This window comes from Bacillus sp. 491mf (assembly GCF_900112415.1).
Classification (GTDB): Bacteria; Bacillota; Bacilli; order Bacillales; family Bacillaceae_G; genus Bacillus_A.
In genome coordinates, this window is the sequence record NZ_FOLV01000015.1 from 80,053 (window position 1) to 105,985 (window position 25,933).

Genomic DNA, 25,933 nt, shown 5'->3' on the forward strand with positions numbered 1-25,933 from the left:
TCAAATGGTACCTCTTTTTCGATATGCTTTCGTTGAAATAGTTACAATTAGGGAAATGGCAATAAGGATATAGGCGATACCTCCAATCAAACCTAAGGTACGTGGCGCAAGGAATTGCAATGCCGATCCAGAAATAAACATAGATATTCCCAATACGGTATTTATGATTGTTGCTAGTAGTCCAAATATGGCTCCTTGGTGTTGTTCAGGAACTTCCTTCATAAGAATGGTATCAAAGCATGCATTACCAATCCCGGACATAAATGTAATCCCGCAAAACATAAGAAATGCAAAAATTACTAAATGTGTTTGACTTAATAACAGTTGAAATATTCCCTCAAGCAATAAACATACTAAACCTATAACAAGGAAATTTTTTCGTAGTTGATTTGCAACAGAAAAGCTTAATATTAAGCCAATACCTAATGCACCATAAAAAAGACCTACACCAACATCACCAAGATGAAACTCGTTAATCGCATAGACGCTAATTAGAACATTATCAATTCCATTTATAGAAGCTATTAATATTTCACAGAAAAAAAGAATTTGTACCGTAATAGACATCAAAATTACCTTTTTGAAGGTGAAGATTAGATTTTCGGACTTCTCTACTTTTTTTACATCTTCATTCCTTGGAAACTGAATCGTATAGTTGATAGCGGCTGCCCCTAAAAATGATCCTGCATTTAACCAAAAAGTCACATTAGGTCCGAAAATAGACGAAACTACTCCGCCTGAAAGTGCTCCAATAATTAAAACGATTCCTAGCATTACTTGTTCCAAACTATTTACTTTTACAAGATGTTTCTTACTAATGAGCTTAGGTATTGCTGATTTTCTTGTTGGTCCATATATAGCTTCTCCTGCTGCCAAAATAAATGAACTGCAATAAACGATCCAAATATCTTCTTTACTTTGAACAAATAGGAAGGACAAGGCAAATGGAATCCTTATAAGGTCTGTTACAACTAATATTGTTTTTCTTGAAAATCGATCAGCCAACATCCCACCTATTGGCCCGAAAAATAAAAAGGGGATGAGACGGATTGCTAAAGTCATTCCCACAGCCAATCCTGAACCTGTTAGATGCAGTAGCATTGCTAGCACAGCTACGGAACTAAAGCGATCCCCAATACCATTTACGATGCCGGCAAAAAATAACCTCCGATATTTTTTTTCTTCATTTATAAAAGAAAGATTCATGGCTATCTCCTTATTTTATAAATATCTAATTTCATATTTATCTAATTAATTAGTTGAAAAATAAGGACGTCAAGTAACGTCCATTATTTTAACCACCATAACTCAACAGGGTTTAACTCATATTGATTATTTTCTCGGTACATATATTGGCACATAATGAGTTCACGTCTTAATGTCGCGTAATCATCATGAAATTGCTTTAAATATTCATTCATTTCTTTCTCTGGATAAATTTTTCCAAATTCTAATCCTTTAATCATATGTGTGAGTACGACAAGTTTTTTCTTTCGCTGTGCAGGATAGGTTTTTAGTTTCCCATCTTTTGTGAAGAAATTATTAATAATAGCTGCACGTTCTTTTTCAGTAACCGACATTTCCATATTTGAATCGCCTCCTGTTCCTATAGTAAAAATAGCCTTGGCACTCATCTCCAATATTTTTGTATTAAGAGAAAAATAGATCGTATTTTTATCACGACGTTCTTTTATCAGTCCAACATCTCGCAGCTTTGTCATATGGTGGGTAATTGTTGGGGGCTTAAGTCCTAACTTTCCGGCAATCTCTTGTCCACTCAAGTGACCTTGCTGTAGCAAGGCAATAATCCGGACACGTGTAAGATCACCTAATGCTTTATGAAACTCAACAATTTTGTTTAATTGCATTTAGAAATCACCTACTTTAATGTTTATCTAATTAGATTATAATCGAATTAGATTTGTAATTCAAGTAATGAAATGATGAAGGTGTTTATATCGGTGGGGAGATATTTTTTTTCTCTGTTTAAGTTGAGCACATAAGGATTTGTTGTATCACTAGGAAGTGAGAAGCAATGTATATTTACTTTCGTGAAGTTATATATTTCAAAGTTTTTTCGGTTTTATTGAAAGATTTCAAAAAACTACCCCCACAAAAAGATTAGTTGGTTCGAATATTATAAATAGGGAAGGAGGGGATTAGTGAATACTTAGTATAAGATACTCACTCTAAATCTATTAAAGTGTAAAATATATTATTGTATTGTGTTATTGAATATGAAAATGTTAAAATGCATTATTGTACGATTAATTTCTTCATTAGCAGATTTAGTGATGATTCTAGAGACTTTTCTTCGTGGCCTCTCAAAAGTTTTGAAGGTTTTATCATTTTTGTAATTGAATTTCTTGATTTGTTTGCAGATATGCATTTGTATTAGCTATGGACAATTTTCCTTAAATCATGAAGTAGGAGATTACAATCTATAAATAGCGAAATACATTAATAGTCGCTAAAGAAAATGCAAGTACATAATATATGAAAATGATAAAATGTATATTAGGATAATGAAATATTGTGTATTAGAAGGTATCGTTCGTTTGTGTGAAACATGAATGAACGTTTCCATATAAAGTTTTTTGATGAGTGTTTATGTTAAATATATTTCGAAATACTTATCAAAAATACTATATTAAAATTTCTATAAAAATAGTAATATGTAAAGGTAGTAGAGAGGGACATAATTGTTAGGGATCTTATTTATTGAAACATATATTAAAAGATTACATAAAAATAGACCTCTTCCAGCTACAAGATTATTACAATTTAAGGAGAGGGTGTCTAGAAGTGAAGAAAGTTTGGCTATCTGTGTGTACTGCGATTACGGTTTGTGGTGCTCAGACAGTAATTGTTGGAAGTCCGAACACTGCTTTGGCAGCTAGTACAGTTGCAAATGAACAATCGGTAAATCTCGATGGCTCGATTAAAAGTAACATGAATGGTAATGGTATATGGACAGTACCATATGGTTTACAAGGGGCTAGTTACCTTGGAGACGTTACCAAATATAGTGGTATGGTCGTTCATGTTATTGGTAGTGTACAGATTGGGAATACGCTTTGGTATCATCTGCAAGTAGATGGAAAAGATGCAGGATGGGTTGATAGTAAAGTCCTAAATATTACAGCGAATGTTAATCAAACTCCGTTAAATTGCGATGGCTTGATTAAAAATAACATGAATGGTAATGGGATATGGACAGTACCATATGGTTTACAAGGAGCTAGTTACCTTGGAGACGCTACGAAATATAGTGGTATGGTCGTTCATGTTATTGGTAGTGCGCAGAGTGGGAATGTACTTTGGTATCATCTGCAAGTAGATGGAAAAGATGCAGGATGGGTTGATAGTAAAGCCCTATATATTACAACGAATGTTAATCAGAATCAGTTTATTGTCTCTACATCTGGTGACGGAGTTTGGTCTATTCCATATGGTCTAAATGGCGCAAACTATATCAATTCCACTAATAATTATGTAGGAAAAGATGTAAAGGTGATTCAGAAAGCAACGATTGGAAATGTTACATGGTATCAATGTAGCGTGAACAATCAAGTCATTGGCTGGCTTGATGGTCGTGCGTTAAGTAGCTTGACGAATCTGCAAGCTATAAATCAGGCGGCTGTTATGGGGGCGACAAATGACAATGGTATATGGAGCATGCCATATGGCCTTTCAGGTGCAAAATATTTAGGATCTTCTAATCAATATGCTTTTCGAGATATGCAGTTAATCGGGAGCGTTACATATCAAGGTGTACAATGGTATAAATTTAGTCTAGATGGTCAAGCTATTGGCTGGATTAGCAGTTATGCAATAGACAATACAGGGATAGCTAAGCCGGCGAACTTTTCGGTTACTATTGGAAGTACGAATGGCAATGGCATATGGACAGTACCGTACGGCCTTCCTGGCGCAAAATATGTACAAAGTACAAATGATTATGCTTATCAAACGTTTCAAGTTGTGAAGACTGCAACAATAGGAAATGTTACATGGTATCAAGTAGCGAAAGACGGTAAGATATTAGGCTGGCTTGATAGCGGAAAGTCGCTTACAGATATAACTAATATTAAAGATGAGAATCGAGCAGCAGTTATACAACCATCGACGAACGGTGATGGTATATGGACAGTACCGTATGGGGAATATGGAGCGAAGTTCGTAGGGTCTACAAATGATTACAAATATCAAATGGTGCAAGTTGTACAAAGTCTTACAAAAGGTTCTACCACCTGGAACAAAATTAAGCAAGACAATCGTATTTTAGGCTGGGTTGATGCGAAGGTACTATCTTCGAAAACTGTCTATACTCAGCTGGATCCAAACGGTGAAGTTCATTATAACTGGGGATCAGGAGGTCCTGCTAGTTTTCCTTCGCAACAGTTCCAAGCTGATTTTGTTCAGAATAAGCAATTGTCTGGAGGAGATTACTTCGTTCAGTCGTTTGCAGATGATGGCATAAAGGTTTCGATTGATGATAATGTAGTTATTAATCGCTGGTCGGCAGCTGCTGGTGAAACGAATCGTGCCGTATTACCAAACGTAGCAGCAGGTTCTCATAGTATTCACACACAATATTATCAAGATGGTGGACAAGCAGCTGTATTTTCAGATGTAGTACCATTTGATAGTTGGCTTGCCTATTACTATCCGAATGAATCTCTTTCTGGATATCCGGTTGCAGCTAAGACTCTTTCACAAGCAGCAAATGGCGGCTTGCAAGATGATAATGGATTTGAAGGCTCACCGGCTAGAGGTGTATCAGGAACCCATTTCTCAGCACGCTATGTTACAGCTAAGCATCTGAAAGCTGGTCAGTACCTTCTGTATACAGGAGCGGATGATGGAATTCGTGTATATGTAGATGGAAAAAGAGTTGTAGATGCATGGGGATATCATGGTTACAATGAAAAAGCATTGAAAATTGATATTACAGATAACTCAAATAGTGATGTTCACTGGATCGAAGTGGAATATATGCAAGGTACAGAAGATAGTAAAGTAACAGTAACACTGAAACCGTCTTATACATTTATTGACGTTTCACACTGGGAAGGAAATATAGATTGGAATAAAGTAAAGCAGTCTGGTATTAATGCTGCTTATATGAAAGCAACTGAAGGTGTTTCATATACAGATCCAACCTATGCACAATATGTACAAAATGCATCTGCAGCAGGTCTTTTAGTTGGAGCATATCACTTTGCTCGTCCAGAATCAGGTGACCCGATTGTGGAAGCAAAACATTTTGTGGATGTATTGAATCGATATCATACGGATTTAATGCCTGTCCTTGATCTGGAATCACCATCTAGTCCAACAGGTAATATAACAGGGCCGTATGTGACAAGATGGGCGCGTACTTTTATTGATTATGTGCAGCAGACAACAGGAAAACGCGTTATGCTTTATACAGGGCCTTGGTATATAAATGGTTTTAATTTATCCGGACTTGGCGATGTACCTCTTTGGATTTCTAGATATAACTCTACTACTCCAACTACATATGGTGATTGGAATAACTGGAATTCTTGGCAATATACAGAAAGCGGGAGTGTAAATGGAGTAGAAGGAGCGGTTGATATTAACGTTACTACTTCATTAGATGGACTTAGACCATAACGGATTTCTTGCCTGTATAATCAAGGAGAAACAAGAACAAAAAAGAAGAATAGTAGAAAAAACTCCTGGTCAAACAGGAGTTTTTTCTATATATACATACAAACTAAAAAAACGATATAAAACCCTTTTTCTTTTAGGTTGGCGAGAGCATCTGGCCATGCATAGAAGCGGTCAGGGCCTATTTTTGCCACATGCAAGGTTTAAAAAAAAAGAAAAAGCGAGTAGTGGTAATGTTGTATTTTGCATAGAAGTGACTTATATGTCGAAAAATTAAACTGGATATATATAGCTTGGATTAATTGAGGAAATACAATATATATTTAGAATACTTTCATCCTGAAAATGTAGTAAAAAGCAGATATGCATTTAAAATAGCGATAACAATAGCAATAAACCAAGCGATTCCTTTTGTCCAAAGTGAGTTTGTAAATTCACCCATTTTCTTTTTGTCACTAGTAAACATAACTAGTGGAATTACTGCAAATGAAAGTTGAAGAGATAGGATAACCTGGCTTAATACTAATAGATCCGTGGTTCCTTTTTCTCCATATAGTAGTGTTACAATGACCGCAGGTATAATTGCGATTAAACGCGTAATTAAGCGGCGAATCCATGGGCGTAAGCGAATATTTAAAAAACCTTCCATTACAATTTGCCCAGCTAACGTTCCTGTTAACGTAGAATTTTGTCCTGAGGCTAATAAAGCAACTGCAAATAATACGCTCGCAATTCCGCTTCCAAGAATCGGATTTAACAATTGATAGGCATCTTGGATTTCTGCTACTTCGGTATGCCCTGTTTTATAAAAAGTGGATGCGGCTAATATTAAAATTGATGCATTTACAAATAAAGCCAACATTAAGGCGATAGTAGAGTCAATCACTGAAAACTTAATCGCTTCTCGTTTCCCTTTAGACGTTTCTTCGTAATTTCTCGTTTGTACGATAGAAGAATGTAAATACAAATTATGTGGCATAACTGTAGCTCCTAAAATTCCAAGTGCAATAAACAGCATTTGTGGATTTTGAATAATCTCTTTACTTGGAATAAAGCCTTTTGCAATTTCACTTAGTTGTGGTTGCGACATAAAGAGTTCTACACCAAAACAAACAGAAATTGTAGCGATTAAACTTATGACAATCACTTCAATATAACGAAATCCTTTATTTTGCAATAAAAGGATTAGTAAGATATCAAACGAAGTAATGCATACACCCCATACAAGAGGAATGTGAAATAAAAGATTTAATGCGATTGCGGCACCTATTACTTCTGCTAAATCACAAGCTGCAATAGCCAATTCACATAGTACCCATAAAACAAGCGATACAGGCTTACTGAAATGATCTCGACATGCTTGTGCTAAGTCTCTTCCTGTTACAATCCCCAACTTTGCAGATAATGCCTGCAAAATAATAGCCATAAAGTTAGAAATCAAAATGACAGATAATAACGTGTAGTTATAAGCAGATCCTCCAGCTAGTGATGTAGCCCAGTTTCCAGGATCCATATATCCTACTGCAACAAGATAACCTGGCCCCATAAATGCAAGAAGCTTTCGCAGAGAATTTCCCTTCTTCGGTATCCTCATACTTTTGTACACTTCTCGTAAACTAGGATCACTGTTCTGTTGTCGCCAACCTTCCTGGTGTGGCACGGCAACCGCATTTTGCGATTTGACTGTTTCTAATTCGTCCATGACGTATCCTCCTCCTTTTAATTTGTTATATTTTTTAAACCTAAAATAGGGTTGGATTTTTTCTTATGTCAAAAATGTAGTGTCCTGCTTTAATAGTTTACCTAGACCAACTTTTTTAGCCTGGTTTAAAATTATGATGTGTGATTAAATTTTATGCAAAAGCAAGAAAATAGGTGAGTATAAATATGATTATTTTGCTATGAATTATTTGTACTTGCTAACAGATAACATAGAAAGCAAATGTTGAGCAGCAATATTTATTCTTCTAACTGGTGAAATTCCGAGAGTGGATTCTTAAATAAGAGATGAATTTTTTTTATAAAAATACGATTAAATTCATCTGTATAAGTAATTTCTTTCGCGCTCACAGATTTTACGTACGGATTCTTTGATAGATCTTGAACTTCTTTTTCAGTAAACAGTTTTTTCGTCATTTTGAAATTTCTTCGATTTTAATTTTTCTCCTTTTATACAAGAAATACCCTATATTTCATACTTATCCTTACTCACATTTAACATCGCTCAGAATAATATGTATCTAGAGGGTGTGACAATAGTGGAAAAAAACGTTGAAATTACAAAAGATATACAAGTCATACGGTCTATCCAGCGCGATCTCAATATTGTGACAGGCGCACTATTGTTAACTGGACAAATCACCATTATAGGAGTTTTTGTGACACCAGGAGGGTTTCGCGTTTCATTAGGAGGACCATTAACAGGGGAAAGTCGAGTCGAAGGTAAATTTGAGAAACAAACTACGAATGTGATTATTGATGTAATAGATGTTATCCTCGCTGTTTTATTACTTAATGATGAAATTGGTGTTACGGGTAGCTTTATTGCACCAGGCAGATTTACCATTAATGTTAGTGGACCTATTTTTGGTGTTCCTAAACTTGAACCCACTCTTCCTTACTTGAAAAGAGATTATACTTTCTTTCAAAAGGTTGTGTCCAAACATTTTGATGTTAATCCTAATTTATTAAAAACACTTACAAAGGAATGATGACATGGCTTTAACCGATCTTCCTACTTTTAAGCCATCTGAAAATGGAATCTTTCTTCTAGGTCTTTCTTTAATTATTTTTATCTTCTTTTTTACTCAACATAAAGAAGAGATAGTACAATAACCCCAAATAGTCCATATTGGGTTCCGCCCCATCACCAGCTAACAAATAAAAATACTCCAAAATGAAAATAGTAAACTTAATTATCATAAATAAATGTAGCGTGAAAAAATTTCGTTTTGAGTGCACTTCAAAATCTTAAGTTGATGGGTATGAGGTCTTGCCGACAAAATGAGGGTCTTATATGCTAAGTAATTTCCGACATAAAATAAGCCGATTTACTGTTGAAGTGCACCCCAATTGTTAGATAAGGTCTAACAACTTGGGTGCATTTTTTATGGATAAATTTTCTTCAAAAGGAGAAGTACGAGCAGTAAGCCGATATTTAGAGGGGACTGAAGGCGGGAAGACAATTTCTATTTGAAATAGAAAATCTTAATTATGGGGAAGAGGTTTGAAAGGTTATAGTAAAGATATTAAGTCAAGGGGAAAATGTTTTTGCGTGTGGTTCGTTTCGATACACTTAAATCTATTGATAATATTTAAATGCTACTGTAAAATTATACTAGTTTCTATTTATGCAAACGCTTTCGTATGAGGGTGCTAGATTATCATTTACAATGAATCTCTATTTTATAGGAGGCAGGTGTAATAGGATGAAGGAATTGATTTGATTGCTATCATACTTTAGCTGTGTAACGGCTAATATTTGTAAAGGGGAAGTAGGGGATTTATAAATGATTGAAGTAAAAAATGTTACGAAAAGCTATAAGATATTAGAGAGAAAAGCGGGTCTAATGGGTGCAATAAAAGCTTTGATTAAACGTAAATATTATGATAAGCAGGCAGTGCAACCGATTTCTTTTTCTGTTGAAAAAGGAGAAATGGTTGGATATATCGGATTCAACGGTGCTGGAAAGTCAACCACTATTAAGATGCTGTGTGGAATCTTAACTCCAGATACAGGTGAAATTAAGGTAAATGGAATTATTCCATACAAAGATAGACAGGAAAACGCTAAAAATATAGGAGCTGTTTTTGGCCAACGTACACAACTTGCTTGGGATATACCGGTGCGAGAGTCTTTCGAACTATTAAAACATGTTTATGAGATTCCAGAAACAAAATATCAGGAAATGTTACATTTATTTGAAGAAGTACTGGATCTCGGAACTTTAATGCCATTACCTGTTCGTCAGCTATCACTCGGACAAAAAATGCGTTGTGAGTTGGCTGCTGCTTTTCTTCATCAACCTTCTGTTGTGTTTCTAGATGAACCTACAATTGGTTTAGATATTGATGTAAAGGAAAAAATACGTAGTTTTATTAAGGAAATGAATAAGAAATTGGATGCAACAGTTGTATTAACTACTCATGATATGCAGGATATAGAAGAACTTTGCCAGCGGATTATTATTATTGATAAAGGGTCTATTATTTATGATGGGGACTTACAAGATCTTAAAGATCGTTTTTCTTATAACCGCATTCTATCTTTAGAATTAGAAGAGTACACAAAGTTTGAGATTCCTGTATCACTACAAAATTACATAGTCGTACAGAAGAATGCAGCAGAAAGTAAATCCCATGTAGAGTTAAGCTTTCATACAAAGTATGTTTCATCGGAATTTGTGCTTTCAGAACTTGCAAGGCACAATAAAATATTAGATTTGACAATTTCTAACCCTAAATTAGAGACAATTATTAAAGATCTTTATCAGCATGGAGGTGAGGAATCCTTTGAGGAAATATTGGGAAATGCTTAAAGTGCAGATAAAGCTAGATACCTCATATGCAGCGTGGTATTGGGCAGGTACATTTGCAATTATCGTTAAATTATGTACGTTGTATTATTTTTGGACTGCTGTATATGAGAATAAAGAGACTGTTGGAGCACTTTCACTATCTAACATGCTAACTTATATGGTTATTGCTTTGTTGTTAGAACAATATGTATCTGGAGTAGGGAATAACTTAGCTAGAATGATTAAACAAGGTGATATAGCATTGGAACTGATGAAGCCATATCACTTATTAGATAAACTTGTAGCGATGGATGTAGGGCAAAAAATTTCTAATTCTATGCGTACAACGTTTCCTATGTTACTGTTTGCCGTTTGGTTTGTAGGGATTCAACTACCGCGATCATTAGAGTCTTTTCTATTATTTACGGTAAGTGTAGTTTTAGGTATTTTAATTGGAACGCAATTAGATCTTATTATCGGTATATTAGCTTTTTGGACTGTTAATATATGGGGACTACGCCTTCTGCGAGAGTCAGTTATTCAATTTTGTTCAGGTGCACTCGTCCCATTATCGCTATATCCGCAATGGTTTCAAGAAATGAGTATGTTTTTACCTTTTCAGTCTATGGTCTATATCCCTGTTTCTATTTATACAGGTTCTATATCAGGTACCCAAGCTTATATGGCAATTGCGACACAATTCATATGGTTAATCGTGATTACGGTACTTGTTAGATTCTTATGGACTTTAGCAATCCGAAAAATCACAATATTTGGGGGGTGAGTGAATTGTTGCAAACTCTTAAACGATACTCATTCTTATACATTGTCTATTTTAAGCAGCACTTAAAAGTGATGATGGAATATAAAGTAGACTTTTTAATAGGAATTTCTTCAGTTTTCATTCAACAATTTGCCGCTATCTTTTTTATAAAAGTGGTATTTGATCATATTGAAACTTTAAAAGGATGGAATTTTTATCAAATTCTCTTAATCTACGGAATTGCTTTTGCAGGAAGGGCAATCCATCACATTTTCTTCGATAATTTATGGACGATTGGATGGCAATACATTCGGACAGGAAATTTAGACCGTTTGCTTATTCGCCCAATTAATCCGCTGTTCCAAATTATAGCAGAGCGTGTTCAACAAGATGGAATAGGACAACTATTAATAGGGGGAGTGGTTCTTTATTATTCTATTAGTAATTTAGATATTGCTATTTCGTTTGGAAATGTACTGATACTTATTATAATGATTTTATCAAGCGGTATGATCTTTGTTGCATTAAATTTATTTTTTATAACATTTTCTTTTTGGATGACAGATAGTCTCCCTGTTGTATCAGCAGTATTCAGTTTAAGTGACTTTTCGCGATATCCGATTACCATTTATAATAAAGTGATCGCATTTATTTTAACGTTTATTATTCCTTATAGTTTTACGTCCTTTTATCCAGCGGCTTATTTCTTCGATAAGGGATATAAATGGGTTTCTTTATGTACACCACTCGTTGCGATAATACTATGTTTTATAGCTTATTGTTTTTGGAAATTTGGATTGAGTGCATTTACTAGTACAGGAAGTTAATTATTCATTCCTATGAGCTAGTCCTTCAAAAGTTACCTAAAAAGATTCAAAAAGAAATTGGTAGTTTGGAATAAAGACTGAAACAATGAATGGATGGGATTAAAGGACTAAAAAAGGATTTAATGATTAGATATAGTCATTCTAAGGGCAGGGGGAAATACATGTTAAATAAATTAGATAATGCGGCATTAGTAATTATTGATGTTCAGAAAGCATTTAATCATGAAAAATGGGGTGTACGAAATAATTTAGAAGCAGAACAAAATATTGAAAGTTTATTAAAAATATGGAGAAAAAAGAAATACCCAATTATCCATATTCAACATTTATCAGATAATATTCATTCTATCATGCATCCTAGTCATGAAGGTTCAGAATTTAAAGATATTGTAAAGCCAATTGAGGGTGAAGTTGTTATTCAAAAGAAAGTAAATAGTGCGTTTATAGGGACGAATTTAGAAGAGTACTTACGTACGAACGGTATTGAAAAGGTTGTTATTGTTGGGTTAACAACGCCTCATTGCGTTTCAACTACTACAAGAATGAGTGGTAATTTAGGATTTGATACATATCTTATTTCAGATGCCACAGCTGCATTTGGAATGAAAGGGCCAAATGATATATACTACAGTGCAGAAGAAATTCATGCTATTTCATTGGCTACATTGCATGAGGAATTTGCTACCATTCTTACAACTAACGAGATGATGGGAATTACGGAGATAGAGATCTTAAAATAATTTTTTATAGGGATAGCATCACGTTGTTATCGAATGATATGTAAGATTTGCAAAGAATTTATATGCCATAAAACAAAAGAGACTAGACTTAGAACGCATATTAAACCTTTATAATATGTGTTCTTTTTCTTTATGTTCAACAACCACATTTTTTCTTTCTGTCATGAATAATTTCCCACGTTTTTTATAAACTTCTTCAAATTTTAGTTTAATAATAAAGTATCATTACTGATTAGGAATAAGGGAGGAGGACGAGAGTATGAGGGGAAGACCAGAAATGAAAAAATTTATAAGACGAAGAAGAATCCCAATGGAATGTTTGTAGCACGGCTTATTCAGATACCTAAGGAAGGAGAAAAGTTAGATATTGCTTTGGTCATTCAAAATCGTAAAAACAAACAGATTATCTACAAAGAAATCTTAGTAACAACGGATAATCATTATCTTTCCTTTCGGCTTGCACGAGGGAATATTGAATGGGTTTCATTGAATACAGTTGCCGTATGGGATAGACTGGGTCATAAATTAGTGGAAGTTGCAGCTTTATCAGGTAAGGAAAATTATCGCATTTCTGACGAACATTGTTCAGCCTATCGGGAAAAATAAGTGTAGAAAAAGGAAATGCGTACAGTTCTTTTTCTACACTTATTTTTTACTCAAATACTTTGTTAAGTAATCATGTTTACTAGTTAAAACAAAAGGAGTATTTGTTAGTTTGGAATGAAAAACGCTCTTCTAAAGTTATTAAACAGATAAGAAATTTCGAGTACGTAATTGTTTGTTACGATATTCGATAATGCTTAACCATATTCCACTCAAAGCAATGAGAAGAGCTAGTATACTAAACGGAGCAGTATAACTATGTAGATAGTCAACAAGTATACCAAACAACGCAGGTGCAAGTACAATAGCAAATTGATTTAATGTTAAAGCAAAACTCACAGTTAAACCAATAAATTGCGGATCTGATTTCTCTGATACGAAAACGATAAATAAACTAAACCACCCGATAGCGAAGAAACCAAGGCAGAAGCAGAAGATTATGAGTAACCAAAAAGTCATATAGGTCATGACATAGCTCGTGCAAAGAAGCAATAAGACAGTGATACCGATAGTAATTTGTAATGGAATAACGCGATTTCCTTTAAATATGTTATCACTAGCCCATGCTAGAAGGATCCTCCCAAACATTCCACCTAGCAATACTACACTTAATAATATTCCAGCATGATGAAGATTTGTATGAACTTCATTTGTAAGATAACTCATTAGGTGAGAAACGAGCACCATTTGTAAGGACATCATTGTTATTCCAATTAAAAAGATAGGATAGAGAGAATCATTTCTTTGTATCTTCTTTAACTTTGTAAGGAAGGAAACCGTTTCTGTTTTTTGAATGCTAGAACGCTCCTCACGATAAAATAGGATGAACAATAAGCCCCCGCTAATAGCTACAATTGCTTGCACAAGGATTACAGAAGGAAGGCCATATTTATAAAAAAAGAAAGGAAGTGTACTAGAAGCTAAAGCACCTCCGATGGGAATTCCAGTTTGGCGAATTCCCATCGCAAGTCCTCTATGCTCAGGAGGAAACCACTTTACAATAGCCTTACTACCTCCAGGTTGTGCCGTTCCATACCAGATTCCTACAAATAGTAATATAACAAATAAATATGTGTAATTCGTGACTGGATAGGCAAACAATATACTTGCTCCAAGTAAAATAGAACCTCCTCCTACAATCCATCTTTCACCATATCGATCCATTAAGTTTCCAAAAAACAGCATTGAGAAGATCGGCCCAATATTTACAGCTGACACAAGTAACCCGGTTTGAAACTGAGATAGGTGATGTACTTGCTGCCATAAAGAAGCTAAAGGGCCAATCCCGTACGTAACAAAAGTAGCAAATGTTTGTGAAATAGTTGCAATCAATAAAATAATCCATTTGTAAGAGCTAGTGGAACCATTTTTAGTTTTTTGTCGTTGCATTTTATCATAGCCTCCTCTTGTTCTAATTGTATGAATAGAAAGACATCATGTAAAATGAAGAATAAAGATAAAAGATATCAAAAAAAATGATATCTCAAGAGGTGAGTTATATGGATATTAAAGATTTGACTGTATTTAAAAAAGTAGCCGAAGAAGGAAGTATATCGAAAGCAGCAAAATCACTAAACTATGTTCAATCAAATGTAACTATGAAAATTAAACAGCTAGAAGATGAGTTGGGAGTCCCTCTATTTTACCGTAACGGAAAGGGAGTTACTTTAAATTCTAATGGCGAGATTTTGTTAACATATGCTAGGAAAATACTAGACTTAACTGAGCAATCGATTAGATTGGTACAGAGTAATCACTCAACACCTCTAGGCACATTGAAGATTGGATCTACCAACTCTACAGCTGCAGTCCGATTACCGCCACTTCTGAAAAGCTATCATGAAAATAATCCTGAGGTTGAATTAGTGTTAGAAACCAATACAAGCACTGAGCTAACACAACTTGTACTCGAACGTAAACTAGAAGGAGCTTTTATTGTTGAAGATGTTCATCATCCAGATTTAACTTCCATTTTGTTTTGTGAGGAAGAACTAACGATTATTAGTCATCAACCTTTACATACTTTTCAAGAGCTTGATAAAGTCACTATGTTAGCTTTTGGGAACGGCTGCCACTATCGAAATATGGTAGGAAAGTGGTTAAAAGAAGAAGGTATCTATCCAAAGCGTGTATTAGAATTTGGTACGATTGAAGCAATCATCGGTTGTGTGAAGGCCGGAATGGGCATTGCTGTCATGGTCAAATCAATTTTGAAAGACCATGAGCAATCTTTAACTTTGACTGCTCTCCCTGAGAAATATTCCAAAGTACCAACTTATTTTATTATGAGAAAAGACGTGCTTTTTTCGGCTGCTCTTCAGAAATTTGTTGAGATGATTAAAGAAAAAACTGTGTAACTTAATTGTGATTATTGAGGCTTGTTTTAGCGGCGGCATATAGGATAGGGGTCTTCAAGGTTGTCTATGAATGAAATTATAAGCTTCACCGTAAATGGTCGTCTTCATTAAAAGCATAAAATAATCTATTGTACTTAAGATATGGGGAATTGTATTAAAATTTGGTATACACAGTCAGTAGCAATATACAATGATTGCAGCTTCTTCATTATCATGAAGAAAATAGTTCATACTTTATATAGTCGATTCTGCACAGAGGATTAATACATTAGGTAAATATAGTTTTGATGCGGATTTGTGTAGTTTGGGGCTTACATGTATCCGTATAAGAAACGAGGTAATTGGCATTCTGTATATCTGTTAATTGTTTCTTTTTGTTTTTTTGTGAGGAATTATTTACGATTAAGCATCCGATACAAAGTAACATAATACTTGTTATGAGGAAAAATAAGAAATTGTACTTATTTATCATGTAAGCATCTTACAGCACTCTGAAAACGCTTGGATAATTATTCAAGCGTTTTACTATTCTTTCAAAGTCTTATTAAATGAATTGACAGCGGATAAGACTTTACATTTGAGTATGCTTTTTAAGCGGAATATCTAGATATTTTACATATTTGTTTGTTTCAATTTCTTGATATATTCGTATGAAATTCACTTCAAATGTAGGATAAGGACTGAGCTCTTTTTCAGTAATTTTAGCCATGGTTTTTAATTCTTTACTAGATAACCCCCAATGTGTTTGTCCCATTGTTAAATGAGGTACATAATTATCTAGTTCCATATATTTTTTAATCAACTCATTATCAGGAGAAATGGCATTAACAATCTTTTGATGTAATTCAAAAATTTTTTCTGAAGTAACACTCAAGAATAGAACACTTTCTCCAAAAAACATAGGTTGATTTAGGGAGATATTGAACACAGAAAAACTTGCACAAACCTTTTTCAATTTTTCAATCCATTCTAAATCAGCAGTTAAGCCACCTTGAGCTTTTACCGTAATGTGTGGCTCAACAACATCGACAAGTAAATTATTTTCCCATCGTTGTTGAACTTTAATTATTTTCTCTTTATATTCGTCTGGAGGCACAATCCCAATAAAGTATTGCATATGAATTCTCCTTTTTTAGTGAATAAAAATATTTGTACTTAAATAAAAGTTATCATCTCCTAATCTTATTTTCTATAATTATTTTAACGAAAAATTGAAAAAATATAAATTTCCTGGTATATATAGTTGTGATGATAACGTCTAATTTTGACATACCTGCCTCATTATAAAGTATATAAGAATTGGGTAGAGCTAGCTGTGAGTTGAAGTTCAGATGCCTATGAACAGAGGATTACTCATTTATGTTACGAATGAAAATAAAGGATATACAATCAAATGTCGAAAATGATAATAAATGAATAGAACAGGAGATGAATCATTTTGAAACAACTGAAGGCTATAATTCTCTCAGTGGTTGCTTTTTCCTCACTACTATTAGTAGGCGGATGTCAAACGACAGATAAGCAAACAGGCGACAAAACAGGAGCAACAGAAACAACGAAAGATGTACGGGAAATCGCTTGGAACTCACTTTCTGATTCGCAGAAAAAAGAAGTGATTGGTGGATGGAAAGATGCCCAAGTGAGTAAAGCGGTTGCAGATACAAATGGATTCGCTTTAAAAGACCGTTCTTTTGAGGGGAAAGAAGTGACACAGGTTGTGTTCCGTTCTACAAAGAGTAGTTTATTGGGAGACATTATCCAACTTGTAGATGAGGAGTCAGGGAAAGTTGTTGGAGCTGGTTTGAGGGAATAGTATAAAGAGTAGCAAAGTGCGGTCAACGCATTTCGCTACTTTTTTGACTACAATATTTGTGAAAACAGCGTTTATTTATATGTAAATTCATTTTATAAAACTAACTTATAAAAATGAATTTTGAGTGCAATTAAAGACGTATGAATGTTAAAGTGAAGAGTTTGCGCGTTTAGTATTAGGCTCTGTTAAAGGATATTGTTAATTTTTGAAGCCTTTTTGTAATCTTTTTGGTATAATCTTGAAAATAAGGGGCGCTAATTGATTTCAGTACAAGGGGGAGAAAATATGGCTATAAAATTAGAATCTGAGCGTCTATGTATAGAACCTTTTACCAATGATGACGCATTCAGAATCAAAGAATTGGCTAATGACAAGAAATTAGCAGATATTCTTGGGCTTCCACACCCATATGAATTGAAGTTCGCAAAAGATTGGGTTGATATGCAACCAGAACTTATAAGGCGAGGAGTCGAATACCCTTTAGGAATCGTTTCTAAAGAATCAAGAGAAATTGTAGGTACAATTACTCTAAGAATTGACAAGGTCAACAATAGAGGTGAGCTTGGCTATTGGATTGGTCAGGACTATTGGGGGAAAGGTTTTGCAACCGAAGCTGTAAACAGAATGATTCATTTTGGCTTTATCGAACTAGGTCTAAACAAAATTTGGGCATCTGCCATTTCTAGAAACAGATCATCAATCAAGGTGTTAGAGAAGTCTGGCTTACGCAAAGAAGGAACATTGAGACAGAATAGACTTTTATTAGATACATATGAAGACGTTGACGTTTATGGACTTTTAAAGACAGAATACAACGTTTTGAATCCACAATAAGATTGGTAGTATGATGACAAAAGGAAATCCTTCAGAACTGGGTTTCCTTTTGTATTTCTCAAAAATCAACATTGTAGTTTAACAGAGCTTAGTATTAAAAAATGGTAAGGTGTCATATCTTTAATGTGATGTGTAGGGGTTGTAAAGAAAAGGGGTGCAAATTGCACCTCTTTTTGTCATTTATTTTTGATCGAACACAAATATTTGTTTGTATTTTCTTGCTTGTATTTTTTGACCATTTTCTAGCGTCTTTGGTAGTTCCTCTTGCCATGTAACAATAACCGTAATACCTTTTGCTTTTACTGACACAGGAAAATTAAGAAAATGACACTCATTAGTGGTGACTGTTCTCTCAGTCTCAAGCGCGTCTATATTTCCCCGCAAAGTCTTGGAATCGTTAAAGTTACTGTATATATCTACATCTAAATTATAAACATCTTTTCCTAGGTTCTTCACATCTAGACTATATGTGTTTACTACGCCTGGCTTTGGTTTTGAAAGCCTTGGGTCATTGTTAGCTTTATCAATTTTCAAGTGCCAATGTTCAGATGACTTTGATATAGGCAGATCACTAAACGAGGAAGCTTCCGCTAATATATTGCTACTGAATATAAAAAACAATATACAAAAAAGAATAGCAGTTATCTTTCGCATATTTTAACCTCCAAAATACAGGATTTTATCTTATTACTATTTCTTTAAATAGAAGGTAATATGCAACCAGTGCTATCTACTTCCGATAGCACTGGTTGTGTAAAAGGGGAGTAGTCTGTATGGTTTTCTTGTATACGATATGAATAGAAATGCTATTGAATATGAAACACCATGGTCATGGCTTAAGTGAAGTGGGTCTTGTCATTGGATTTCATGTAGGTTCAATGTATCTTCCGTCACTCGTTACAGGAATCCTTGTTGATCCCGCATTAACGGGCAGTAATACTCCCACCTCAAAATTCGGCGAAAGCATTGTCCAGCTCCAGCGGCTAGAATCTCCGGTCGTTTCGCCCCCTCGGACGAGGCAAAAAACGCCTCTCTGTCAGGGGCGCCAACGTCCTGCGATTCTGAGCGAGCCGCTTCCACTTTTCTTAAGAAGTTAGGTGGGAGATAAACTGCCCGTAAAAGCCCGATTGGTTCAACTAATAATCAGTGGGGGATGAAGAAAACCCCCACTGATTAAAGTTTCACTTTATAAGATTGGCCGAATGGCAATGAGTATTGCTTCCGGAGTTTTTCGTATTTTTGTAGCAATATTGTAAAATCAAATTTTAACTCTCCCACGTTCAAAATGCTGGCTTTACCATAGTTCCATGTTGGTACATAACTAATATTCGAAGGTTCTCCAGTGAGGGTTCCTAAGATTTCATTTTAATAATTATATTTTATTAAAATGGATAATTTATACTGATAGTTAAACGTAAAGAAAAAACGCTTAGAGTAAGAAAACTCTGAGCGTTTTATAAAGTTATGGTTATTTTACAGAATAATCTTGCAATATTAAACTGAAAAGAAATACAATAAAAGGAAGTCTATGAACGATTTTGATAAAATAGTACTTTTGGGGGAGAGAACAGATGGATAATTTTTGTGAATAACGAAATAGGTAGGAAGAAAATAAGTAATGGAATGCTGGGGAGGAAAAACGGACAATGAAAACACTATTAAAAATACTAGGAATCATTGCTGGGATGGCAGTAATCGGTGTGGCACTTACTTATGGAATCTTATATTACCTCAATCAAAGTAAACCAACTACTAAACAAACACCAACAGCGGCTCCAGCAGTGGAAGTGTTAGCTGATAGCAAAGTAAAAGCAGAAAATGTAAAGCCGTTAGATAATGGTAATTACTCGTTGCCAAATAGTGATTTTAATAAAGGTTTTAAGTGGACTGATGAAAAAGTACAAATTGCATTACACGAAATGGCACATCAAAAAGTAAAAGCGGATCAAAAGTGGGGTTATATTTTTATAACACAAGAACGAATTGAAAGTTTATTAGGGGTTATTAAAAGCGGTGATATGAATCATAAAAATGTATATATAGATATTTTAGAAAGGTGGAAACAAGGGAAATACGAGAAGGTTGATGCCGATCATAATACGATTTGGAAATTACAAAGTGGGAACCTTGGTGAAGGTAAGGGTGTAATGTCACAAGAGGAACAGAAAGAGTTAATTAATAAAGTTTTCATGCAAAAAGAGACATTTTCAGGAAGTACGTTAATAGCAAGTGGTGAACAAGGTAAAAAATGACCTATAAAAAATATATAATAGTGTTGAAAAGATTTGAATGGTAAATGTCAAGTAACTCCAAAATATACAACAAAGGTTGATTTTAGAGTTACTTTTTGTTTTCTTCACTTTTTTTGGTACTTTGCAACTAGATGGTAAATCCATAGACCACGGTAAGACTTTATCAATTTTCTCTTTACAATTCATTTTACTTAAAATACTACTTCATCTAAATATATTGTATAAGCAAGGGAAACAAAAATGAGCCCCCTAACTTGATAGTTAGGGGGCTCGTTTTAATAGAATAATAGAAATCTTAACATTTTCATACTCTATTTCTTAAATCGATACGGAACAGTTGAAACAATAACATTCTTTTTATATAAAAGATAAATCCTTAATAAAACACTTGATTGATTGTGTAAAATGTTATGCCAACTTTTCTTTGTTATAAACTGCGGAATAAGAACAGTAACGGAATGATGATTTTCTACTGCTTTGTCTTGGATGATAGCTATTAATTTTGTAATAGGTCTCATTATGCTTCTATAAGAAGAAACGACTGTAATAAGACGAACATCTGGTTTCCATTCTTTCCATTTTTGCTGCATCTTTATTTCACTTTCTTTATCAAAGGCTACGTATACAGCAATGACAGTATCACCGATAGCCTCAGCATAATTAATGGATTGTTCGACTACCTTTGTAATTCCTGCAACAGGTACGATGACAATGTTTTCTTCGATTTTGTGAGGGATTTCATTTGGATTGATACGTAGTTGTTCCCCAACTGAATCGTAATGTTTATAGATACAATGAAAGATATACACAATAATTGGCAGGAATATAACAACAGACCATACTTGTGTAAACTTTGTGATAAAGAAAATAAGTAATACCGATAATGATATAAGTGCTCCTACTAAATTTGTTAGTAATTTAGGCAACCATCCTGCTGGTTTTTCACGCAACCATTTTATAATCATTCCTGTTTGTGACAAGGTGAAAGGAAGGAATACACCAACTGCGTACAGCGGGATTAATTGTTCTGTTTTTCCTTGAAACGCAATAATTAAAATGATAGAAGCGATTCCAAGAGTCATAATTCCATTTGAATATCCTAGTCGATCACCGCGCATTAAAAACATGCGAGGCATATATTTATCTGATGCTAGGTTGAAGGCTAACAATGGGAATGCGGAGAATCCCGTATTAGCAGCTAATACTAAAATAAGTGCAGTTGTTCCTTGAATAAAGTAATACACATAATTTCTTCCGAATACATCCGAAGCAATTTGAGAGACAACAGTCTCGTTGTGTTTCGGAGCGATACCGTACCAATATGCTAAAACGGTGATACCAGTAAATAATACTGCAAGAATTGCTCCCATCATCACTAAAGTAGTGGCTGCGTTTTTAGCAGCTGGCGCCTTAAAGTTAGGGATTGCATTTGAAATCGCTTCTACCCCTGTTAATGCAGAACACCCAGATGAGAATGCTTTTAATAAAAAGAATAATGTAATTCCTGGTGCTACCGTACCAATAGGTGTATGTAAAGATGCCGGCGCTTGTCCAGTTGCAATTTTAAAGACTCCAACAGAAATTAATACGATAAGTGCTAATACGAAGAGATAGACAGGATAAGCTAGAATAGAAGCTGATTCTGTTACTCCTCTAAGATTCAGAATGGTAATAAAAATAACAAGTATTACCGCGATTATTACGGTGTACTGATGTAAAGCTGGAAATGCGGATGTAATTGCATCTGTTCCTGCGGATACACTTACAGCTACGGTAAGAATATAATCTACCAGTAAGGATCCCCCGGCAATAAGTCCAGCATTTATACCTATATTTGTTTTAGAAACAACGTAAGCTCCTCCGCCGTGTGGATAGGCATAAATGATCTGTCTGTACGATAAAATAAGTGCCGTTAACAAAATGAGAACGCCGATTGCGATTGGAATGGAATACCAAAAAGCAATTGATCCGATTGTTGCAAGAACAATTAAAATTTGTTCTGTTCCATAAGCAACAGATGAAAGAGCATCAGATGAAAGAATGGCTAATGCCTTTAATTTATTTAATTTTTGTTCACCTAATGCAGTTGATTTAAGAGGTCTACCAATTAAAAATCTTTTGAACGCTAAAAACATGGATGCACCACCAATAAGTAATTTTTCCAATGAAAAGAATATCACAATTGGTAGCGAGTGAATAGATGTTTTTATTATGAATTCATTCTTTTTTTATAGTAAATTGACAAAACAGTGACAGAATAAGCTTTTTATTCATGAAAAGAATGGATAAAAATTGATTTTTCTGCGAAAAAAATAAAGCCGTTACCGATATCAAACTAGTAAATATGGTCATCAATTATTTTACCAATAGCCTGAACATTTGACATGGTGCTTTGTCATTTAATTGCTGTTTAGAAGAATAATCAATAATCCAATCCCATATTTCATTTTTTTAAAGGAGAGGATTAACCGTGACAAAGTTGAGGAAATCCACCTTCTCCACCTTTTAAAATCTAATCCTTTATCCAATAGTTAATCCCGTTCATTAATGTGTTAACACCTGCATGATAAATCAGTAGTTTCTTCAAAGAATAATGGTATGGTTGGGAAATTCATTGTTTTCCATGCGGCAATACCTCCAGCAAGTTCCTTCACATTGTATCCATTTTCTAAAAGGAATAATGCTGATTTAGCAGCTGTGTTACACCATACATCCCAGCAATATAAGACAATTATTTTTTCTTTCGGTAATTCCGATAAACGATTTGTTAATTCAGATTGTGGGATTTCTAATGCTCCTGTTATGATTTCTTTTTTTAACTCCGGTGTTCCATTTCGTACATCAACTAATATGTAAGCATCAGGATTTACTTTTTTGGCTTGTAAAAAATCCATTGGACTAAATGTAGAAGCAATACGACCTTTAAAATATTCCATTTCAAGCATATTAGCATACCTCCGTGTTTTTTAAGATTTTTAACAAACATGTTTTTAAAAAGAATTGTTCTTCTTCTGTTAAAGGAGATAAAATCTTCATCTCCGATTGTGTTAACATTCCCCAACAATTTTCTAATACTTCTTGACCTTTGTTTGTAATTTGAATGCAATAGGATCTGCGGTCTTTTGGATTTTTTATTCGAATTACATATTGTAGTGATTCGAAATGGTCAATAAAATCTACCATTGTTGTGCGATCGATTTTTAATTCATTAGCAATTTCTTTTTGAGAAAGGTTAGGTTTTTCATTGATTTTAATTAAAACTCCATATTGTCTCGCGTTAATGTCGTAAGGTGCTAATTTTTCAATTAAGTCGAGTTCTAGTAATTGCTCTACTTTTCCTGTAAGGAATCCGTATGATTCTAAGATTCTGCTCAATGTATCATCCTCCTAAATAATCACTTTAATATATAATCAGTATAACTGATTATTATTGAGTGTCAACCATTAAATGGTAAAAGCGGAGAGTGGAAGATAAAAAATGGGAAAAAGTGAACTTTTTTCTAGTTTGATGGTAATAAATATATAGAATGAAAAATAAGGAGGGGAGAGTTTGGAGGAAGAACGGTTAATTCAACAAGTAAAACACGGAGACAAAGAGGCATTTAATCAACTACTACAACCGTATATACAAAAAGCATATCAAACAGCTTATCTCATAGTAGATGATAAAGGGTTAGCGGAAGATGCGGTACAGGAATCACTCATACAAACATATGAATCTATTCATCGTTTTAATGGAGAGATTGCTTCGTTTAAGACTTGGTTTCATCAAATTTTGATTCATACAACTTTAAAACAGAAACGAAAGAAACGTTTTGCTTTTTTGCAACCTGAAACATGGTTTCGTATAAAAGATGTGAAAACACCTGAACATAATTATCTCATACAAGAAGAGTCGCAGATCATTCTCGATGCAGTGCAGCAATTATCTAGCAAGCATCAAATTGTTATTATTCTTTTTTACTATCAAGATTTATCTATTTTAGAAATTTCGGAAGTGTTAAATGTGAAAGAGGGGACAGTAAAGTCACGTCTTTACAAAGCGAAAGAAAAGCTGAAGGATTATTTAGCTCATACTATTTTTTTAGACCGTGATACGGAGGTGAGTGTATGGATCGACAAATAAAGAAGGCATTTCATGAAAAAGCGAATGGAACTTCATTTCCACAGCGCGTAAATATTGAACAACTATTACATAGTAAGAAGAAAATAACCGTCTGGAAACAGTATGTTGCGATAGCCTCTGTTGCAATTTGTTTAATAGCTACCATATTTGGATTAACGTTTCCTGCTTCTGCGCTGAGTATTCCCCTTATAAGAGATATTTATAGATTTTTTGATAACGAAAGAGTTGTACTTCATAACGAAGTTAAAATAAATAAAGAGAAAGGAGCAGGACTTTATCATGAGTATAAGAAGTACTCGAATGAACTCAATCTTACTCAGGAGAGTAACGGAATTCAATTCACTATACATGATGCGATTTATGATGGGCAGACAGTATCTTTAACATATTCTATTGAAAGTGATCAAGATTTAGGTAACAATCCATTTACTTTGGACTTTCTAAAAATAAAAGGGGCTGGAGGCACGTCGGGAAGTAATGGAATTAAAAAAGTAGATAACTATAAGTATGTAGGTTTATATACTGCTAGTACCTTGGAGGCTACTAAAGAAGAAAGTGTAAATATGCAATGGAATATAGAGTGCATTACAAACACAAATACAGGGAAAGAAATAAAAGGGAATTGGAACTTTGATTTCACTTTAAAGGCAACGGAAAGTAAAGAAAAACTAATTCATAGTAGTGTAGAACGAGACGGAGTAAAGGTATCTATTGAGAAATTATCCGTATCACCGATGTCATTTATCGTTTCGTATAAACAAGAAGTTTCCGAGTATATGAAAAATAGATGGGATGAAGCATATGTTGATTTGAGAATTAAAGATGATTTAGGGAATAGTTATGCCGGAGAAGGAAATGGGAGTATACGTGATGAAAGTTCTTATACTTTGAATGGAAGTAAAACATTTCAAAAAATCAATCCGAATGCAACAAAACTTATTATAACTCCTCATGTTATGTTAAGTAATCATAATGCTGATAATTATGGTGAAGCAGGAGGGGGGGGAAGTGGGGGTAGTAAATTTAATATACTAAAGAAAATTGGTAGCCAAAAAGAAGACCTTGTATTAAAAGATATCGTTATCGAATTGGAAAAATAGCATAGTGAACAAAAGGACTGTTCTCTTTAAGTGAGGCCACTGAAAAAGTCCTCATAGTTCAAAAAGTGAAAGCTTCCCCGATGAAATCGAGGAAGCTTTCACTTTTTTTATGTATAATGGTTGTACTAACTCTAGGTGGTGTCTCGGATGATTTCAAAACAACAACCTCTTAACCTTAGCCCATTCATGGCGATTTACGATATCGTCGTGCCAAAAGATAATATGCTTCGTCAATTTAATGAAATGGTTGATTTTTCTTTTGTGTTAGAGGAATTAAAGAATAAATATTGTCTCGATAACGGTCGCAATGCAGTGCCGCCCGTTCGTATGTTCAAATATTTATTGTTGAAATCCATTTTTG

At 34.3% G+C, this 25,933-nt stretch carries 23 protein-coding genes and 5 pseudogenes; 17 read left to right on the forward strand and 11 right to left on the reverse strand.

Annotated elements, in window-relative coordinates; all coding sequences use genetic code 11:
• Together BM211_RS15220 and BM211_RS15225 are read right to left on the reverse strand one after the other, a co-directional pair.
• A complete protein-coding gene (locus BM211_RS15220; protein WP_035432695.1) occupies window positions 1-1,206 on the reverse strand; it encodes an MFS transporter in 1,206 nt (401 codons plus the stop codon).
• 83 nt (window positions 1,207-1,289) lie between these two features.
• On the reverse strand, window positions 1,290-1,868 hold the full coding sequence (locus tag BM211_RS15225; protein WP_035432692.1) for a DUF2087 domain-containing protein: 579 nt from the start codon (window positions 1,866-1,868) through the stop codon (window positions 1,290-1,292).
• A 958-nt stretch (window positions 1,869-2,826) separates the two neighbouring features.
• On the opposite strand from BM211_RS15225, the pseudogene BM211_RS15230 reads away from it, so the two are divergent.
• The 3 genes and pseudogenes from BM211_RS15230 to BM211_RS26780 form a co-directional block, all read left to right on the forward strand.
• Window positions 2,827-4,299, forward strand: a pseudogene (locus BM211_RS15230) (GW domain-containing glycosaminoglycan-binding protein); the annotation flags it as partial.
• A gap of 135 nt (window positions 4,300-4,434) precedes the next feature.
• Window positions 4,435-5,637 (forward strand): annotated as a pseudogene (locus tag BM211_RS27565) (GH25 family lysozyme); the annotation flags it as partial.
• Entirely contained in the window at window positions 5,627-5,917 is a 291-nt protein-coding gene (locus tag BM211_RS26780; RefSeq protein ID WP_218160811.1) for a hypothetical protein, read from the forward strand. The pseudogene BM211_RS27565 and the gene BM211_RS26780, both read left to right, overlap by 11 nt.
• A gap of 57 nt (window positions 5,918-5,974) precedes the next feature.
• On the opposite strand, the gene BM211_RS15240 is transcribed toward BM211_RS26780, so the two are convergent.
• Together BM211_RS15240 and BM211_RS15245 are read right to left on the reverse strand one after the other, a co-directional pair.
• A complete protein-coding gene (locus BM211_RS15240) occupies window positions 5,975-7,342 on the reverse strand; it encodes an Nramp family divalent metal transporter (RefSeq protein WP_090998391.1) in 1,368 nt (455 codons plus the stop codon).
• A gap of 257 nt (window positions 7,343-7,599) precedes the next feature.
• Complete coding sequence (locus BM211_RS15245) at window positions 7,600-7,776, reverse strand: hypothetical protein (protein WP_218160812.1); 177 nt, start codon at window positions 7,774-7,776, stop codon at window positions 7,600-7,602.
• 122 nt (window positions 7,777-7,898) lie between these two features.
• On the opposite strand from BM211_RS15245, the gene BM211_RS15250 reads away from it, so the two are divergent.
• The 6 genes from BM211_RS15250 (at window position 7,899) to BM211_RS15275 (ending at window position 13,093) form a co-directional block, all read left to right on the forward strand.
• On the forward strand, window positions 7,899-8,351 hold the full coding sequence (locus tag BM211_RS15250) for a hypothetical protein (protein WP_177206943.1): 453 nt from the start codon (window positions 7,899-7,901) through the stop codon (window positions 8,349-8,351).
• Between the two features lie 798 nt (window positions 8,352-9,149).
• The gene (locus tag BM211_RS15255) at window positions 9,150-10,178 is read left to right on the forward strand and encodes an ABC transporter ATP-binding protein (RefSeq protein ID WP_090998393.1); all 1,029 of its coding nucleotides are present in this window, start codon (window positions 9,150-9,152) and stop codon (window positions 10,176-10,178) included.
• The gene (locus BM211_RS15260) at window positions 10,153-10,941 is read left to right on the forward strand and encodes an ABC transporter permease (RefSeq protein WP_090998395.1); all 789 of its coding nucleotides are present in this window, start codon (window positions 10,153-10,155) and stop codon (window positions 10,939-10,941) included. The genes BM211_RS15255 and BM211_RS15260 overlap by 26 nt, the downstream gene beginning before the upstream one ends.
• Before the next feature lie 5 nt (window positions 10,942-10,946).
• Window positions 10,947-11,747 (forward strand): ABC transporter permease, encoded by an 801-nt coding sequence (locus BM211_RS15265; RefSeq protein WP_090998397.1) that lies wholly within the window; start codon window positions 10,947-10,949, stop codon window positions 11,745-11,747.
• Between the two features lie 161 nt (window positions 11,748-11,908).
• Window positions 11,909-12,487 (forward strand): cysteine hydrolase family protein, encoded by a 579-nt coding sequence (locus BM211_RS15270; protein WP_090998399.1) that lies wholly within the window; start codon window positions 11,909-11,911, stop codon window positions 12,485-12,487.
• Window positions 12,488-12,718: 231 nt separating this feature from the next.
• Window positions 12,719-13,093, forward strand: coding sequence for a hypothetical protein (locus tag BM211_RS15275; protein ID WP_090998401.1), 375 nt, complete (start codon window positions 12,719-12,721; stop codon window positions 13,091-13,093).
• A gap of 138 nt (window positions 13,094-13,231) precedes the next feature.
• Here the strand turns inward: BM211_RS15275 and BM211_RS15280 are convergent, their stop codons facing one another.
• Window positions 13,232-14,479 carry an MFS transporter gene (locus BM211_RS15280; protein ID WP_090998402.1) on the reverse strand — a complete coding sequence of 416 codons (1,248 nt, stop codon included), beginning with the start codon at window positions 14,477-14,479 and terminating at the stop codon, window positions 13,232-13,234.
• 110 nt (window positions 14,480-14,589) lie between these two features.
• On the opposite strand from BM211_RS15280, the gene BM211_RS15285 reads away from it, so the two are divergent.
• Window positions 14,590-15,447: a LysR family transcriptional regulator gene (locus BM211_RS15285; RefSeq protein ID WP_090998404.1), complete on the forward strand. Its 858-nt coding sequence runs from the start codon at window positions 14,590-14,592 to the stop codon at window positions 15,445-15,447.
• A gap of 571 nt (window positions 15,448-16,018) precedes the next feature.
• On the opposite strand, the gene BM211_RS15290 is transcribed toward BM211_RS15285, so the two are convergent.
• Complete coding sequence (locus tag BM211_RS15290) at window positions 16,019-16,564, reverse strand: 2'-5' RNA ligase family protein (RefSeq protein ID WP_177206944.1); 546 nt, start codon at window positions 16,562-16,564, stop codon at window positions 16,019-16,021.
• A gap of 321 nt (window positions 16,565-16,885) precedes the next feature.
• Between BM211_RS15290 and BM211_RS15295 the strand changes: the two genes are divergently transcribed.
• Both BM211_RS15295 and BM211_RS15300 read left to right on the forward strand, forming a co-directional pair.
• Window positions 16,886-17,260: a hypothetical protein gene (locus BM211_RS15295; protein ID WP_256217125.1), complete on the forward strand. Its 375-nt coding sequence runs from the start codon at window positions 16,886-16,888 to the stop codon at window positions 17,258-17,260.
• A gap of 285 nt (window positions 17,261-17,545) precedes the next feature.
• The gene (locus BM211_RS15300; RefSeq protein WP_090998408.1) at window positions 17,546-18,094 is read left to right on the forward strand and encodes a GNAT family N-acetyltransferase; all 549 of its coding nucleotides are present in this window, start codon (window positions 17,546-17,548) and stop codon (window positions 18,092-18,094) included.
• Between the two features lie 180 nt (window positions 18,095-18,274).
• Here BM211_RS15300 and BM211_RS15305 read toward each other — a convergent pair whose 3' ends face one another.
• Window positions 18,275-18,748 carry a hypothetical protein gene (locus BM211_RS15305; RefSeq protein ID WP_090998410.1) on the reverse strand — a complete coding sequence of 158 codons (474 nt, stop codon included), beginning with the start codon at window positions 18,746-18,748 and terminating at the stop codon, window positions 18,275-18,277.
• A 155-nt stretch (window positions 18,749-18,903) separates the two neighbouring features.
• Here BM211_RS15305 and BM211_RS27195 point away from each other — a divergent pair.
• Window positions 18,904-19,011: pseudogene (locus BM211_RS27195) on the forward strand (hypothetical protein); the annotation flags it as partial.
• A 304-nt stretch (window positions 19,012-19,315) separates the two neighbouring features.
• On the opposite strand, the pseudogene BM211_RS27570 reads toward BM211_RS27195, so the two are convergent.
• Window positions 19,316-19,411: pseudogene (locus tag BM211_RS27570) on the reverse strand (FMN-binding negative transcriptional regulator); the annotation flags it as partial.
• A gap of 329 nt (window positions 19,412-19,740) precedes the next feature.
• Here BM211_RS27570 and BM211_RS15315 point away from each other — a divergent pair.
• Entirely contained in the window at window positions 19,741-20,346 is a 606-nt protein-coding gene (locus BM211_RS15315) for a PRK06770 family protein (protein WP_090998412.1), read from the forward strand.
• Between the two features lie 311 nt (window positions 20,347-20,657).
• Here BM211_RS15315 and BM211_RS15325 read toward each other — a convergent pair whose 3' ends face one another.
• From BM211_RS15325 to BM211_RS15335, 3 genes are all read right to left on the reverse strand, one after another.
• Window positions 20,658-22,481 carry an APC family permease gene (locus tag BM211_RS15325; RefSeq protein WP_090998415.1) on the reverse strand — a complete coding sequence of 608 codons (1,824 nt, stop codon included), beginning with the start codon at window positions 22,479-22,481 and terminating at the stop codon, window positions 20,658-20,660.
• A 417-nt stretch (window positions 22,482-22,898) separates the two neighbouring features.
• Window positions 22,899-23,291: a rhodanese-like domain-containing protein gene (locus tag BM211_RS15330; RefSeq protein ID WP_090998417.1), complete on the reverse strand. Its 393-nt coding sequence runs from the start codon at window positions 23,289-23,291 to the stop codon at window positions 22,899-22,901.
• 1 nt (window position 23,292) lies between these two features.
• Complete coding sequence (locus BM211_RS15335) at window positions 23,293-23,721, reverse strand: MarR family winged helix-turn-helix transcriptional regulator (RefSeq protein ID WP_090998419.1); 429 nt, start codon at window positions 23,719-23,721, stop codon at window positions 23,293-23,295.
• Between the two features lie 175 nt (window positions 23,722-23,896).
• Here BM211_RS15335 and BM211_RS15340 point away from each other — a divergent pair, with 175 nt between their 5' ends.
• The 3 genes and pseudogenes from BM211_RS15340 to BM211_RS15350 all read left to right on the forward strand — a co-directional run.
• Window positions 23,897-24,472 (forward strand): RNA polymerase sigma factor, encoded by a 576-nt coding sequence (locus BM211_RS15340; RefSeq protein ID WP_090998421.1) that lies wholly within the window; start codon window positions 23,897-23,899, stop codon window positions 24,470-24,472.
• Window positions 24,457-25,572: a DUF4179 domain-containing protein gene (locus BM211_RS15345; RefSeq protein ID WP_256217127.1), complete on the forward strand. Its 1,116-nt coding sequence runs from the start codon at window positions 24,457-24,459 to the stop codon at window positions 25,570-25,572. The genes BM211_RS15340 and BM211_RS15345 overlap by 16 nt, the downstream gene beginning before the upstream one ends.
• Window positions 25,573-25,719: 147 nt before the next feature.
• Window positions 25,720-25,933: pseudogene (locus BM211_RS15350) on the forward strand (IS5/IS1182 family transposase); the annotation flags it as partial.

Bases quoted from the DNA above. Each gene is read 5' to 3' on its own strand.
- BM211_RS15220 (WP_035432695.1), bottom strand. From the start codon at position 1,206: ATGAATCTTTCTTTTATAAATGAAGAAAAAAAATATCGGAGGTTATTT.
- BM211_RS15225 (WP_035432692.1), bottom strand. From the start codon at position 1,868: ATGCAATTAAACAAAATTGTTGAGTTTCATAAAGCATTAGGTGATCTT.
- BM211_RS26780 (WP_218160811.1), top strand. From the start codon at position 5,627: ATGGACTTAGACCATAACGGATTTCTTGCCTGTATAATCAAGGAGAAA.
- BM211_RS15240 (WP_090998391.1), bottom strand. From the start codon at position 7,342: ATGGACGAATTAGAAACAGTCAAATCGCAAAATGCGGTTGCCGTGCCA.
- BM211_RS15245 (WP_218160812.1), bottom strand. From the start codon at position 7,776: ATGACGAAAAAACTGTTTACTGAAAAAGAAGTTCAAGATCTATCAAAG.
- BM211_RS15255 (WP_090998393.1), top strand. From the start codon at position 9,150: ATGATTGAAGTAAAAAATGTTACGAAAAGCTATAAGATATTAGAGAGA.
- BM211_RS15270 (WP_090998399.1), top strand. From the start codon at position 11,909: ATGTTAAATAAATTAGATAATGCGGCATTAGTAATTATTGATGTTCAG.
- BM211_RS15280 (WP_090998402.1), bottom strand. From the start codon at position 14,479: ATGCAACGACAAAAAACTAAAAATGGTTCCACTAGCTCTTACAAATGG.
- BM211_RS15285 (WP_090998404.1), top strand. From the start codon at position 14,590: ATGGATATTAAAGATTTGACTGTATTTAAAAAAGTAGCCGAAGAAGGA.
- BM211_RS15290 (WP_177206944.1), bottom strand. From the start codon at position 16,564: ATGCAATACTTTATTGGGATTGTGCCTCCAGACGAATATAAAGAGAAA.
- BM211_RS15300 (WP_090998408.1), top strand. From the start codon at position 17,546: ATGGCTATAAAATTAGAATCTGAGCGTCTATGTATAGAACCTTTTACC.
- BM211_RS15305 (WP_090998410.1), bottom strand. From the start codon at position 18,748: ATGCGAAAGATAACTGCTATTCTTTTTTGTATATTGTTTTTTATATTC.
- BM211_RS15315 (WP_090998412.1), top strand. From the start codon at position 19,741: ATGAAAACACTATTAAAAATACTAGGAATCATTGCTGGGATGGCAGTA.
- BM211_RS15325 (WP_090998415.1), bottom strand. From the start codon at position 22,481: ATGTTTTTAGCGTTCAAAAGATTTTTAATTGGTAGACCTCTTAAATCA.
- BM211_RS15330 (WP_090998417.1), bottom strand. From the start codon at position 23,291: ATGCTTGAAATGGAATATTTTAAAGGTCGTATTGCTTCTACATTTAGT.
- BM211_RS15345 (WP_256217127.1), top strand. From the start codon at position 24,457: ATGGATCGACAAATAAAGAAGGCATTTCATGAAAAAGCGAATGGAACT.